The sequence below is a fragment of the Microvirga splendida genome (genome assembly GCF_016427565.1).
GTDB classification, from domain to species: Bacteria; Pseudomonadota; Alphaproteobacteria; order Rhizobiales; family Beijerinckiaceae; genus Microvirga; species Microvirga splendida.
Map to the genome: position 1 here is coordinate 45,034 of NZ_JAELXT010000027.1, position 12,749 is coordinate 57,782.

The 12,749-nt window shown below is 65.8% G+C and carries 11 protein-coding genes; 3 read left to right on the forward strand and 8 right to left on the reverse strand.

What is annotated here, in order from left to right; translation table 11 throughout:
* Positions 1-4 precede the first annotated feature (4 nt).
* Positions 5-1,264: an MgtC/SapB family protein gene (locus JAO75_RS19470; RefSeq protein WP_199050807.1), complete on the reverse strand. Its 1,260-nt coding sequence runs from the start codon at positions 1,262-1,264 to the stop codon at positions 5-7.
* Positions 1,265-1,411: 147 nt separating this feature from the next.
* The gene (locus JAO75_RS19475; protein ID WP_199050808.1) at positions 1,412-2,503 is read right to left on the reverse strand and encodes a serine hydrolase domain-containing protein; all 1,092 of its coding nucleotides are present in this window, start codon (positions 2,501-2,503) and stop codon (positions 1,412-1,414) included.
* Positions 2,504-2,698: 195 nt separating this feature from the next.
* Between JAO75_RS19475 and JAO75_RS19480 the strand changes: the two genes are divergently transcribed.
* Complete coding sequence (locus JAO75_RS19480; RefSeq protein WP_199050809.1) at positions 2,699-3,973, forward strand: dicarboxylate/amino acid:cation symporter; 1,275 nt, start codon at positions 2,699-2,701, stop codon at positions 3,971-3,973.
* A gap of 70 nt (positions 3,974-4,043) precedes the next feature.
* Here JAO75_RS19480 and JAO75_RS25235 read toward each other — a convergent pair whose 3' ends face one another.
* Positions 4,044-5,249: a CAP domain-containing protein gene (locus JAO75_RS25235; RefSeq protein WP_199050810.1), complete on the reverse strand. Its 1,206-nt coding sequence runs from the start codon at positions 5,247-5,249 to the stop codon at positions 4,044-4,046.
* Positions 5,250-5,521: 272 nt separating this feature from the next.
* On the opposite strand from JAO75_RS25235, the gene JAO75_RS19490 reads away from it, so the two are divergent.
* Complete coding sequence (locus tag JAO75_RS19490; protein ID WP_199050811.1) at positions 5,522-6,742, forward strand: MFS transporter; 1,221 nt, start codon at positions 5,522-5,524, stop codon at positions 6,740-6,742.
* Between the two features lie 12 nt (positions 6,743-6,754).
* On the opposite strand, the gene JAO75_RS19495 is transcribed toward JAO75_RS19490, so the two are convergent.
* The 3 genes from JAO75_RS19495 to JAO75_RS19505 form a co-directional block, all read right to left on the reverse strand.
* Complete coding sequence (locus JAO75_RS19495) at positions 6,755-7,519, reverse strand: isocitrate lyase/PEP mutase family protein (protein WP_199050812.1); 765 nt, start codon at positions 7,517-7,519, stop codon at positions 6,755-6,757.
* Positions 7,520-7,527: 8 nt separating this feature from the next.
* Positions 7,528-8,589 (reverse strand): bifunctional transcriptional activator/DNA repair enzyme AdaA, encoded by a 1,062-nt coding sequence (locus JAO75_RS19500; RefSeq protein ID WP_199050813.1) that lies wholly within the window; start codon positions 8,587-8,589, stop codon positions 7,528-7,530.
* 80 nt (positions 8,590-8,669) lie between these two features.
* Entirely contained in the window at positions 8,670-9,290 is a 621-nt protein-coding gene (locus JAO75_RS19505; RefSeq protein ID WP_199050814.1) for a TIGR02466 family protein, read from the reverse strand.
* A 125-nt stretch (positions 9,291-9,415) separates the two neighbouring features.
* On the opposite strand from JAO75_RS19505, the gene JAO75_RS19510 reads away from it, so the two are divergent.
* On the forward strand, positions 9,416-10,636 hold the full coding sequence (locus JAO75_RS19510; RefSeq protein WP_199050815.1) for an adenylate/guanylate cyclase domain-containing protein: 1,221 nt from the start codon (positions 9,416-9,418) through the stop codon (positions 10,634-10,636).
* 67 nt (positions 10,637-10,703) lie between these two features.
* Here JAO75_RS19510 and JAO75_RS19515 read toward each other — a convergent pair whose 3' ends face one another.
* A complete protein-coding gene (locus JAO75_RS19515; protein ID WP_199050816.1) occupies positions 10,704-11,384 on the reverse strand; it encodes a PRC-barrel domain-containing protein in 681 nt (226 codons plus the stop codon).
* 139 nt (positions 11,385-11,523) lie between these two features.
* The gene (locus JAO75_RS19520) at positions 11,524-12,510 is read right to left on the reverse strand and encodes a glutathione S-transferase family protein (protein WP_199050817.1); all 987 of its coding nucleotides are present in this window, start codon (positions 12,508-12,510) and stop codon (positions 11,524-11,526) included.
* Positions 12,511-12,749: the final 239 nt, after the last annotated feature.

Below are 12,749 nucleotides of genomic sequence, written 5' to 3' on the forward strand. Positions count from 1 at the left end.
CGTATCAGCCGAACAGCACGAAGGCGCCGCCGCCCGCCGCGAGCGCGGCTGCGCTTGCCCCCGAGACGATCCAGCCCGCCTGCACCGTGCCCAGGCTGAAGGCCATGGCGGCCTTCACGGCCGTGTTGACGGCCACCGCAATGCCGATCCCCAGCGCCGCCGTCGCGACGGCGAGACCGTCATTCGTCAGGCGTGCGAAGGACAAGGTGATGGCATCCACATCCGCCAGCCCGGAGAGGGCAGCGAGCACGATCAGGCCGGCTCCGCCCATATAGGCGGTGATGATCTTGGTCAGGAGGCTGATGACGGCGATCAGTCCGGCAAGCTTGAGGGCCGTCCCGAGGTCGAAGGGGCTCTTGATGGTGAGGTTGGGATACTCCTTGCTGTCCTTGCCGAACCTGAGCAGGAGCAGGCCGGCCACGCCGGCCAGCACGAGCGCCGCCGCGCCGAGGGGCCATGCGAGTGGAAGCAGGAGAGCCCTGTTGAGGGCGCTCGCCACCACCAGCACGCGGAGCACCATGACGAGATTGGACAGGAGAATGCCGCCCGCGAGCAGAGGGCTGGCGGCCGGGTGCTCCCGGGCCATGCGGGCAAGGGTCACGGTCGTGGCGGTCGAGGAGGCCAGTCCGCCGGCCAGCGCCGCCATGGCGACGCCGGCCTGGCTGCCCATGATCCTGATCGCAATGTAACCGGCAAAGGAGATCGCCGCGATGATGATGGCGAGCAGCCAGATCTCCGCCGGATTGATGGCCTCCCAAGGGTCGACGGTGCGGTTCGGCAACAGGGGCAGCGCCAGGAACGTCATGGCGAGCAGGACGAGCGCCGAGCGGATCTCCAGCCAGGTCAGGCGCCGCAGCCATTGGTGGAGCGGCTGCTTCAGGGCGAGGATGAGCGTGACGACGACGCCGGCCGCGGTCGCCACCTGGAGGTCGCCGAGAACCGCATAGGCGCCGAGCGCGAAGGTGATGAGTCCTGCGACGACCCCCGTGACGCTGAAATCCCGCTCCACCCTCGCCTCGAGCCACGCAAATGCGCTGAAGGCGATGGAGAACCCGAGGAAGGACAGGGCGAGAAACATCGCATGGGTGGCGCTCGACAGAACCGCCGACAGAGCGCCGAGCACGGCCACCAGCGTGTAGGTCCGAAGTCCGGCCGTGCGCTCGCCTTCCGCCTCCTCGCGCTGCTGCCAGCCGCGCTCGAGGCCGATGAGCAGCCCGATGGCTAGAGCAACGGCGAGGCGGAGCAGGAGGTCGGTGTCGTTCATCGGCTTTCGTCACACAGCCGATCCGGATGGGGGTGACGCTTCCCGGACCGGCTCCTCCGGTCGTAGCACGGCCAAGCTCGCAGCAACAACGCTCGTCGGCTCGGATGCCTAACGGCGCTTCCGGTCTGCGGCCTGCCGGCGGACCGATCAGGGGATCGGGGTCTGCTGGATGCTGCCGGTTGCATCCTCGGGCTTCGGCAGAAGCGCCGGGACGATGCCGTCGGCGACGAGCGCGTGGAGCTGGCCGATATAGTTGTCCTCGCGGGACGGCTCCGTGGGATCGGACGTCATGGTGACGGTCAGCCCGAGGCTGGGGATCACATAGAGCATCTGCCCGCCGAAGCCCCAGGCGTAATGGGCCGTGTGTCCGCGCATGTCGCGCATGAACCAGCCATAGCCGTAGCGGTCGCCGGTGAAGGGCGAGGATGTGCGCGGCGTCCAGGATTCCCGGATCCAGCTCTCCGGCACCACGCGCTTGCCGTCGATGGTGCCGCCCTGGCGGTACATCTCGCCGAAACGGTGCAGCGCACGGGGCGAAAGCGCCATCTCGTTGCCGCCGAGATAGATGCCCTGCGGGTCGCGCGTCCAGGGCGCGACGTCGATCTCCAGCGGCTCGCCGAGCCACTCGCGGGCAAGTTCCAGGGTGCTGCGCTTCGAGGCGCGTGTGAGCGCCGCGGAGAGCAGATGCGTGCTGCCGGTGGAATAGAGCATGCGCCCGCCGGGCTCGTCCACGAAGGGGCGCGAGAGAGCGTCGCGCACCCAGTTGCCGCTGCTGATCCAGGCGCCGTAATTGCGGCCCGAGGTGCGCTCCAGCCCGGCCTGCATGGAGAGCAGGTGCCCGATGGTGATCTGCCTCACGCGCGGATCCGCCTCGTCCGGGATGCTTCGCTCGAGGATCGACGCCACCGGCTGGTCGACGCCCTGCAGCACCCCGCGCTCGATGGCGATGCCGACGAGGGCTGACATGATGGTCTTCGAGGCCGACTTGATGTTCGTCGGGCGGTCCAGCCGGGCGCCGCCGAACGCCTGCTCGGCCAGGGCGGTTCCGTTGTGGGTGACGATGAGCGAGCGCAGGTTGGGCAGGTCCTTGGCGCGCTCCACCGTCTCCTCGATCCGCCGGGTGTCGGGGGAAATCGGCGCAGGGGAGGCGGGCTGGGCCCCGGCACCGACGCTGCCGGCGACAAGGAGCAGGAGCGACAATCCGGCGTTGCGGAAGCCAGAATGAAGACGAGGAGGCATGTGGGTTCTGATGTCCTGTTGCTGCCGGACAAGATCCGAGATGAGCCTGCGTTCCTCGCCTGCAACCCGCCACACGCCAATGTGAGCCGAACCCTTCCATGCGCCTGGGCAGCGTCAGCCCTGCGCCCGCGACATTTGTGCTCTGCCGGTGCATCCATTATTTGCATGTATATTCGTAAATATAAGGCAATTCACATGTTGCAATTGTGGTTTACCCGTCCGCTCTGGCAGCGGGTCGCGGTGGGCTTTGCCCTCGGCATCCTCGCGGGCGTCCTGGCCGGCGAGCAGGCGGCCGTCTGGTTCAAGCCGCTCGGCGACATCTACCTGAACCTCGTGCGGATGATCGTCATCCCGCTCGTGTTCTTCACCATCACGTCCAGCGTGGCGAGGCTCGCGGAAGCCGGCAACGTGGCACGCTTGGGCCTGCGCACCCTGTTCTGGTTCGTCGCCACCTCGACGATCGCCGTGCTCGTCGGCATCGCGTTCGGCCACCTGATCGACCCGGGCCTCGGCCTGTCGAACCTGCCGCTCGGCGAGGTGAAGCCGCGCACGATCCCGACCCCGCTCGAGGTGCTGATCGGCATCGTGCCGACGAACCCGATCAAGGCCATGGCCGACACCAATGTGCTGCAGGTGCTGTTCTTCTCCGGCATCGTCGGCGCGGCCCTCGTGTCGCTCGGCGAGAAGACCGCGGGCATCCGGGGCTTCGTCGATCAGGGCGCGGCGCTCGTGTTCCGCATCACCCGCTGGGTGCTGCAGCTCACGCCCATCGGCACCTTCGGGTTGATCGCCTGGGTAGTCGGGCGCTACGGCCTGTCCTCGCTGCTGCCTCTCGGCAAGTTCATCGCGGCCATGTATCTCGCCTGCCTGTTCCACATCGTCGTGGTTTATGGCGGCCTCCTGAAGCTGCACGGCCTGAAAGTGGGCCGCTTCTTCCGCGGCGCGCTGCCGGCGATGCAGATGGCCTTCGCCACTTCGTCGAGCCTCGCCACCCTGCCGATGAGCTTGCGCGTTGCGGTCGAAAAGCTCGGCGTGCCGCAGAGCTATGCCAGCTTTGCGGTGCCGCTCGGCGCCAACGTGAAGATGGACGGCTGCGGGGCGATCTATCCGGCCATCGCTTCGATCTTCATCGCGCAGTATTTCGGGCTCGATCTCACGCTCACGCAGTACGTGCTCATCGGCCTCACGGCCGTGCTCGGTTCGCTCGGCACGGCAGGCGTGCCCGGCACCTCCATCGTGATGCTGACGCTCACCTTGAGCACCGCAGGCCTGCCGCTGGAAGGCATCGGCTACATCGTGGCCATCGACCGCGTGGTCGACATGATGCGCACCATGACCAACGTCACCGGCCAGGTCCTAGTGCCCGTGCTCGTGGCGAAGGAGGAGGGCGTTCTCGATCAGGCCGTCTATGACGGCACCATCGAGACCCGCGCACCTGCCCGCGAGACGGTTCTGGTCGCAGCCGAATAAGGGTCTCGACAACCGATCAGCAAAAAGGCGGGCCGAAAGCCCGCCTTTTTCTTCGCCGCTTGCGATATCCTCAGAACAGGAAGTCGGAGGCGCCGATCAGCGAAACCTTCACGTTGAGCAGGGCGATCGACTGGCCGTCGGCCTTGATGATCACGTCATCAGCCCTGCCGTCGCTGTCGCCGTTGCCTCGGGCGATACTGAGCTCGCGGAAGCTCAGGCCGTTGCCGCGCAGGTCGATGCGGTCGATGCCGTTCCTGAAGTCGGAAACCTTGTCCGCACCCCATTTGCCGGCGAAGCGGAAAGTGTCCGCACCGGAGCCGCCGCTCAGGATGTCGCTGCCCGTACCGCCCGACAGGATGTCCTTGCCGTCGCCGCCATAGAGCCTGTCCTTGCCGGTCTCCCCGAAGAGCTTGTCGTTGCCGGTGCCGCCGTAGAGCTTGTCGTTGCCGGAGCGGCCATAGAGCTTGTCGTTGCCGCCCAAGCCTTTGATCGTGTTGGCCGCCGAGGTGCCCTTGAGGGTATTCGCCGCTGCCGTGCCGCTGGTCGTGCTGCTGCCGGTGGTGGCCGCCGCCGGATCGATGAGGTCGAGCTTCACGTTCGCCGACCCGATGGTCACCTGCTGGGTCACCGGAGCATAGCCGCCGCCCGAGAAGGTGACCGTGTAGGTGCCCGCCGCCAGGGCGAGGCTGTAGCCGCCCCCGCTCCCGGTCGAGGTGGTATACTTCGCCCCGCTCGCGCTGACGGCCGACACGGTGATGCTGCCCAGACCCTCGTCGATGTCGTAGAACCGGTCGCCGTCCTTGTCGTCCATGGCGACGCCGGTCAGGAAGGCCTTGCTTCCCGAGCGGGCGAAGTTCTGCGTGACGAAGGCCGCGTCCCAAGTCAGATAGCCGCCGGTCTGGAAGCCGATGCCGATCTCCTGGAAATTGCCGTTGAGGATGTTCGCCTTGTGGCCCGGGCTGTTCATCAGGTTGGTGTGCAGGAACTCCACCTCGTCCTGCAGCCCGGACGGGTCCCGGAGACTCGCCCAGGCGATGTTCTCGCCCGAGGCATAGGATCCGGTGAAGCTGTAGCCGGCATCGATCATCCGCTGGTGCGGGGACGAACCGCCCAGGCCCGTGTGGTTGAAGACGTCGGCCGAGATCATCCAGTCGCTATGCGCGTCCGCCGATTCGTTGAGATCGCCGTTGAAGGCCAGCGGCTGGGCGCCGGCTTTCGCACGCTCCCGGTTCACCAGCTCGAGCATCAATTGCTCGTAGGACGTGGCCTGAGACATGAAATACCCCTTGCTTCAAATCGCTTGTCCCGGTTCCCGGGCCTATTGCTTGGTCTCTCGCTGTTATAGACGAAATGGGAAAAAGTTGTGACCCGTGCGATACTATGTTGCAGGTAAGATGGGGCTGGCAGGATAGGATCCTGCCCCGCCTGCGCCGTAGCCCTGGATTGCAGGATGGGCAGGGGATAGGCGCCCCATTCTGGGTTATAGGAGGATCGGAAACGCTGCAGAAGGTCCGTGCCACAGGCCGGTCCCATCAAAAAGAACCCGCAATGGACACCAAATCACCCGTCATGCCCGCTGTCTCCCTCAAGCTCTCTGCCGAGAGGGTTGCGGTGCCTGTGCTCGCCGCCATCAGCGTGTCCCACCTGCTGAACGACCTGATCCAGTCCCTGCTTCCGGCAATCTATCCGATCCTGAAGGACAATTACCGCCTCGATTTCGGCCAGATCGGCCTGCTGACGCTCACCTTCCAATTAAGCGCCTCGCTGCTGCAGCCGTTGGTCGGCATCTTCACGGACCGCAGGCCGCAGCCCTTCTCCCTCGTCGTCGGCATGGGTTTCACACTGGTTGGCCTGCTGACGCTCTCGCAGGCGCATTCCTATCCGATCCTGCTCCTCGGGGCGGCCCTCGTCGGCATGGGGTCGTCGGTGTTCCATCCCGAATCCTCCCGCGTCGCCCGCATGGCCTCTGGCGGACGGCACGGGCTGGCGCAGTCGGTGTTCCAGGTCGGCGGCAATGCGGGCACGGCCCTGGGGCCGCTGCTTGCGGCCTTCATCGTGGTGCCGTTCGGACAGGGCAGCATCGCCTGGTTCTCGGCGGTGGCGCTGCTGGCGATGCTGATCCTGTCCGCAGTCGGGCGCTGGTATCGGGCGAGACTCGTGGAGCTGAAGACGAAGCCCAAGGCGGCTGAGACGAGATCGGCCTTCTCACGCAGGCGCATCGCCGCCTCGATTACGATCCTGATGCTGCTGGTCTTCTCGAAGAACTTCTATATGGCCGGGCTCACCAGCTACTACACCTTCTTCCTGATCTCGAAGTTCCAGGTGTCGGTGCAGGATGCGCAGATCTACTTGTTCATCTTCCTCGGCGCGGTTGCGGCCGGCACGCTGCTCGGCGGCCCGGTCGGCGACAGGATCGGCCGGCGCTACGTGATCTGGATCTCGATCCTCGGCGTGCTGCCCTTCACGCTCCTGCTGCCCTATGCCAACCTGTTCTGGACGGCGGTGCTGAGCGTCATCATCGGCGTCGTGCTCGCCTCCGCGTTCTCGGCCATCCTGGTCTATGCAACGGAGCTCGTGCCCGGCCGCGTCGGCATGATCGCCGGCCTGTTCTTCGGCCTGTCCTTCGGCATGGGCGGCCTGGGCGCTGCGGCCCTGGGCTATCTCGCGGACGCGACGAGCATCGAGACCGTCTACAAGGTGTGCTCGTTCCTGCCGGCTATCGGCCTGCTGGCCTATTTTCTGCCGAAGATCGAGAAAGCTCGCGCCTGACGGAGGCAACCGTCAGAGCAGGGCCTCTCTCGCGGCGTTCTCAAGCGCCTTCATCATCATCCGGTAGGGACCCGGCCCATGGCTGATGCGGGCGACGCCGAGTTCGGCGAGGCGCGCGGCCGAGGGCGCCGATGCGCTCGCCATGATGTTGACCGGCAGGGGCGAGCCTTCGACCACGCGGGCGATCAAGGCTTCGTTGACGAGGCCCGGCACGAAGAGACCGTCCGCGCCGGCATCGGCATAGGCGCGGCCGCGTTCGAGAGCGTCTGCCACGAGGCCTTCATGGACCTCTGTCGGGGCAATGAGAAACACGTCGGTGCGCGCGTTGAGGAAGGCCGGAATGCCGAGCCTGTCGGCTGCCTGCCGGGCTCCCCTGAGTCGCGCCGCCTGATTGGAGATCGCGCGCAAGGGTCCGGTCTCGCGGGAGCTGTCCTCGAGATTGCAGCCGATGGCGCCGGCCTGCACCGCGCGGGCGACGCTCGTGCCGACCTCATCGGGCGTCGCGCCGTAGCCGCTCTCCAAGTCGATGGTCACCGGAAGGTCGGTGGCGGCCACGATGCGCTCCAGATTTGCGAGGGCGAGATCGAAGGGCATGTGCTCGCCGTCGTCGAAGCCGTGCGCCGCCGCAACGGACCAGCTGCCGGTCGCGAGCGCCTTCGCGCCGCTGGCCGCCACGGCTTTCGCAGTGCCCGCATCCCACACATTGAACAGGATGAGCGGATTGCCCCGGACGTGGAGCGCCTTGAACGTCTGAGCCCTCGTAACCTGATCGGACATCGTGAACCTCAATGCTGCGATTGTGATGCTGTCATGCGCCGCTCGTGCTCGAGCAGCCATTGCTTGCGCCAGATCTTACCGCCGTAGCCGGTCATGGACCCGTCGGCGCCGATCACGCGATGACAGGGGACGATGATCGCCACCTGGTTGGCGCCGTTTGCCCGCGCCACCGCCCGGACCGCCTCGGGGCGCTCCATCGCGCGGGCGAGCGCGCCGTAGCTGCGCGTCTGGCCGACCGGGATCTGCTGCAAGGCGCTCCAGACGCCGGCCTCGAAAGCCGTGCCCTTCTGAACCACCGGAACGGTGAATGCCATCAGTCTTCCTGAGAAGTATTGCTCGACCTCGCCGGCCAGCCTGTCGAGCATGGCGTGATGCCCGAAGCTGATCGGCCCGGTCCGCTCGCGCAGCCGCCTGATCTCGTTGGGAAGCGCCTTACGCTCGGCGAATTCGAGCAGGTGGACGCCTGCATCGTCCACCACGGCCAGCATCGCCCCGATGGGTGTGTCGAGCCATTGCGCCGTAAGGATCTGGTGCGCCGCCGTGCGAACCGGCGCATCGCCGATGAGCCGGCCGATGGCCTCGCGAAAGCCGCTGCCGGATTCATATCCTGCATCGAGCTGGGCATCGATCACCGAGCCTCCCTGCTGCAGGGTGCCGACGGCAAGACCGAGCCGCTGCGACCGGGCATATTGCGCGAAGGTGACGCCGTATTCGCGCTGGAAGGCGCGGCGCACGGTCGAGGCATCGTAGCCTAGCGCCCTCAGGTCTTCCGCACTCCACCGCCGCTCGGGCTCCGCCTTGACCCGCTCTCGCAAGGTGTGGAGGGCGCCGCTTGCAGGCGACTTGATGTCGAGGGGCTTGCAGCGCAGGCAGGGGCGAAAGCCCGCATCCTGGGCGGCATCCTGGCAGGCGAAGAATACCACGTTCGTGCGCTTCGGCTTGCGGGCCGGGCAGGTCAGGCGGCAGAAGATGCCGGTCGTCTTCACGCCCACATAGGCGAACCCCTCGTAGGAAGGATCGCGGGCGATCAGCGCGGCAAAGAGAGTGTCGTCGTCACGAAGCGGTTGCATGACGATGTTCTAGCGCAGGCACCGGGCCCGTGTCGCCGGAAACGAGGCGTCTATTTTTCCTGTGCCCGGATGCGAATGCCTTACTGCCAGGAATAGTTGAAGCTGATGCTGATGCGCTCGGCTTCCGCCTCGTTGAGGGGCACCTCGTGGCGCAGCCAGCTTTCCCAAAGCAGCACCGTCCCGGGGGCGGGCTTCATATAGGCGAACTGGCGGTTCTCGGGCTTCGCCTTGGCCTTGCGCGGCGGGGCCGCCATCATGAAGCCGAGGCGCGGATCCTCGAGCTTGAGGGCGCTCGCCCCCTCCGGGATCGTCACGTAGTAGGTGCCGCTGATCACCGAATGCGGGTGGATGTGCGAGGTGTGGATGCCGCCCGGCGGCAGGATGTTGATCCAGAGGCTGTCCATGACGAGCTTACGGCCCTGGAGGTCGTATTCCAGCTCCTTGGCGAAGGCCGCCACATGCTTGTCGATTTCCTTCAGGAGGTCGCCGAAGACCGGAACCCGCCAGGGCAGGTCGTTGAGGGACGCATAGGACGTGTAGCCCGGATAGCCGTTCTTGGCGCACCAGCGCTGGCCGGCCTCGTCGTCCTCGGCGATGGACAGGGAGGCCGCCTCAAGCTCGGCGTTGCGGCTCTCAGCCTTGGCGCCGGTCAGCTCGGCCCGGTAGACTTTGGTGACGAAAAGCGTATCGATGCTTGCCATGGCTCGGCTCTGTTGCGGGTCTGGATTCGGTCATATTGATTGACCGATTAAGGCGCATACCAGCTTTCCCGGGCGAATGCCTCCCCCGACTTGAAGGTTTCACGGGGACACCACACCTTGGCCTTATGACGCTTCCTCCCGCCACAGCCCCCTCGCACGATCTCCTCGCCGTGGCCAAGAGCCTGGATGCGGAGAGCCTGTCGCGGGTCGTCGCCCTGCGGGACTGGCTCGTCACCATTGCGGCCCGCATGGAGGATCCGAACGAGGTCCTGGCCGGGTTCCTGAACCGGCTGATTGAGCTGGGCCTGCCGGTCGACCGGGCCGTCTCGGCCATCGAGGCCCTTCATACGGAATATGCCGGCATCGGCCGGTTCTGGACCCGGGAGGAGGGCACGGTCGTGCGCTACCTGCCGCACGGCGACCGCCGCGAAGCCGTCTACCAGGCAAGCCCCTTCGCCTATGTGAACCGCACCGGCGAATGGCTCATCCTGGACTTGGACGAGACCTCCGAAGATCTCTTCGCGGTCATTCCGGAGCTGAAGGAGGCTGGCTACCGGCAATACGTCACGGTTCCGATCCTGTTCACCAACGGGGCCGAGAACGCAATCTCGTTCGCCACCCGGACGCCGGGCGGGTTCGGCCCGCGCGAGCTGACGATCCTGCGCCTGGTCATGCCGTCCTTCGCCCTCGTCACCGAGCTGCGCGCCACGAGCAACCGGCTCGACGAGGTGCTGCGCATCTATGTGGGCGACGATCCCCACAAGGCGATTCTCTCCGGCGCGATCCAGCGCGGGCAGGTGACGCGCATCCGCTCCGCCATCCTGTTCGCCGACATGCGCGACTACACGCATATATCCTCGACGCTGAGCCCCGAGAGCGCGGTCGAGCTGCTCAACACCTATTTCGACTGCATCGTGCCGCCCATCGAGGATGAAGGCGGCGAGGTGCTGAAATATCTCGGCGATGGCGTGCTCGCCATCGTGCGCGACAAGGGCGACGACACGGGCGGGGCTGCGCAGTCGGCCCTGACGGCCGCCACCCATGCGCTGCGCCGCATCGAGGCGGCGAACAGCGAGGGGCGCTTCCCCGTGCCGATCGGCGTGGGCTTTGCCCTGCATCACGGCGATGCGGCCTATGGCAATGTGGGTTCGGGCCAGCGCCTCGACTTCACGGTGATCGGACGCGACGTGAATCTCGCAAGCCGCATCGCCGAGCTGAACAAGCGGCTGGGTGAGCCGCTCCTGATGTCGAAGCCTTTCGTGGAGCACCTCTGGGGCAATCCTTCGCCGCTCGGGGAGCATGTGGTCGAGGGCTTCGCGGAGGCGATCGAAGTCTACCGGCCGTAAGGAGCCTTGCGTTCTTCAAACGAAGAAGGAGCCCCAAGGGCTCCTTCGACGTGTTGACGACCGCTCCTTACTGATTGGCGAAGCGGAACTCCGGAGCGTTCTCGAGCTGCTCCTTCGTGGCATTCGGCAGAATGGCCCGTTCCGGATAATCGCGCATCCGGTCGCCGGCGGTGGCCTGGTAGCCCGTGCCAACGCTGCCTGTCGTTTCAGGTTGCTGCATGGTGCTGTTGGTCATGGCGGTGTTCGTGCCGGCCGCGTTGGTGGAGCCCGTCGCGCCCATCGTGGTGGCACCCGTCGTCCCGGCGGCGCCAGTCGTACTTGGCGTTGCTGCAACCCGATCCTCGCTCTGCTGCCACTGGATAGCATCGTAAGGAACCGCAACGCTGCGCTCGCCCATGCCGAGGAAGCCGCCGACGCCGATCACCACGGCTTCGACCTGACCCTGGCGGTTTACGAGAACTTCGCTGATGTCGCCGATCCGCTCGTCGTTCTGGTTGTAGACGTTGACACCTTCCAGCCGCGATGCGCGCCACAGATCCGAGCGGTTCTGCGTGATGTATTGAACGTCGCTTCCCTGCATGGCAGTTCCTGCGCCCTGGTTCATGGGCGCTTGGTTCATGGGAACTTGCATGGTGGTGCCGCTGGCGGGCGCCTGACCTTGCGGCTGGGCCGGAGCTTGAGCCTGTGCGAAGGCCGGAGCGGCCAGGAGTGCGCTCGCAATCAGACCGAAACCGATACGGTTCATCATATTGTCTTTCCTCTCGAGTAGAGCCCGGACGGGCCTGCTAGTCGAACGGAAGGGACGGATCTAGGTTGCGATCTCCTCCACTTAACGTGATCCTGCTCTGCTGCGCCGGACAACTCTCGGCACGTATAAGGGAAGCGCATCACCTTCCGGACAGTTGCTCCCGCCCATGAGGCGCATCGAGATCCAGGATCGGACCGGCCGGCACGATGCCGGTAGGATTGATGGTCTTGTGGCTCTCATAATAATGCCCTTTGATGTGAGCCATGTTGACCGTCTCGGCGATGCCGTCCGTCTGGTAGAGGTCGCGCAGGTAGCCGGACAGATGCGGGTAATCCGCAATGCGGCGCAGGTTGCATTTGAAATGTCCGACATAGACCGGGTCGAAACGCACCAATGTGGTGAACAGCCGGATGTCGGCTTCGGTGAGCCTGCTGCCGCAGAGATAGCGGCGTGAGGACAGGCGCTCATCGAGCGCGTCGAGGGTTTCGAAGAGCGGGCGCACGGCCTCATCGTAGGCCTGCTGCTGCGTGGCGAATCCCGCCTTGTAGACGCCGTTGTTGACATGGTCGTAGATGCGCGCGTTCAGCTCGTTGATCTCGGGCCGGAGATCCTCGGGATAGTAGTCGCCCGGCTTTGCCCCGATGCCGTCGAAGGCCGCGTTCATCATGCGGATGATCTCGGCGGATTCGTTGCTGACGATGGTGCCCTTCGCCTTGTCCCAGAGCACCGGCACCGTCACGCGCCCCGAATAGTCAGGCTTGGCGGCGGTGTAGACCTGGTGCAGGTAGCGGGCGCCATGGATGGGATCCGGAACGACGCCTGGACCGTCCTCGAAGGTCCAGCCGTGTTCCAGCATGCGCCAGTGCACGACGGAGACGCCGATCATCGCCTCCAGGCCCTTGAGCCTGCGCATGATCAGGGTGCGGTGCGCCCAGGGGCAGGCCAGCGACACGTAGAGGTGATAGCGCCCGGCCTCGGCCCGGAAGCCGCCTTCGCCGGTCGGGCCGGGGGACCCGTCAGCGGTTACCCAGTTGCGAAAGACCGCGTTGGTGCGCACGAAGCGACCGCCCGTGCTGTTGGTGTCGTACCACCGGTCCTGCCAAACCCCGTCGACAAGCAGCCCCATTTCTTCCTCCACGCACCATGAGACCAGAAAGATGGTTGGATTTTGCACGGATCAAGGGCCGGCCCGGCGAGGGGCGACAGGTCAAGGCGCGCGCGATCCCCGGCGCATGCTGAAATCCTTGCAAGATAAGGGAAATGGTGGGCCCGGCAGGACTCGAACCTGCAACCAGACCGGTAGGATGGGCCGCCGTTTCCACGTGGGATTTACAACGGCCTTCCTCCGAACCGTACGTGCAGCTT

What these genes read in the sequence shown, in the direction of transcription:
- JAO75_RS19470 (WP_199050807.1), bottom strand. Translation starts at nt 1,264, where the DNA reads ATGAACGACACCGACCTCCTGCTCCGCCTCGCCGTTGCTCTAGCCATC.
- JAO75_RS19475 (WP_199050808.1), bottom strand. Translation starts at nt 2,503, where the DNA reads ATGCCTCCTCGTCTTCATTCTGGCTTCCGCAACGCCGGATTGTCGCTC.
- JAO75_RS19480 (WP_199050809.1), top strand. Translation starts at nt 2,699, where the DNA reads ATGTTGCAATTGTGGTTTACCCGTCCGCTCTGGCAGCGGGTCGCGGTG.
- JAO75_RS25235 (WP_199050810.1), bottom strand. Translation starts at nt 5,249, where the DNA reads ATGTCTCAGGCCACGTCCTACGAGCAATTGATGCTCGAGCTGGTGAAC.
- JAO75_RS19490 (WP_199050811.1), top strand. Translation starts at nt 5,522, where the DNA reads ATGGACACCAAATCACCCGTCATGCCCGCTGTCTCCCTCAAGCTCTCT.
- JAO75_RS19495 (WP_199050812.1), bottom strand. Translation starts at nt 7,519, where the DNA reads ATGTCCGATCAGGTTACGAGGGCTCAGACGTTCAAGGCGCTCCACGTC.
- JAO75_RS19500 (WP_199050813.1), bottom strand. Translation starts at nt 8,589, where the DNA reads ATGCAACCGCTTCGTGACGACGACACTCTCTTTGCCGCGCTGATCGCC.
- JAO75_RS19505 (WP_199050814.1), bottom strand. Translation starts at nt 9,290, where the DNA reads ATGGCAAGCATCGATACGCTTTTCGTCACCAAAGTCTACCGGGCCGAG.
- JAO75_RS19510 (WP_199050815.1), top strand. Translation starts at nt 9,416, where the DNA reads ATGACGCTTCCTCCCGCCACAGCCCCCTCGCACGATCTCCTCGCCGTG.
- JAO75_RS19515 (WP_199050816.1), bottom strand. Translation starts at nt 11,384, where the DNA reads ATGATGAACCGTATCGGTTTCGGTCTGATTGCGAGCGCACTCCTGGCC.
- JAO75_RS19520 (WP_199050817.1), bottom strand. Translation starts at nt 12,510, where the DNA reads ATGGGGCTGCTTGTCGACGGGGTTTGGCAGGACCGGTGGTACGACACC.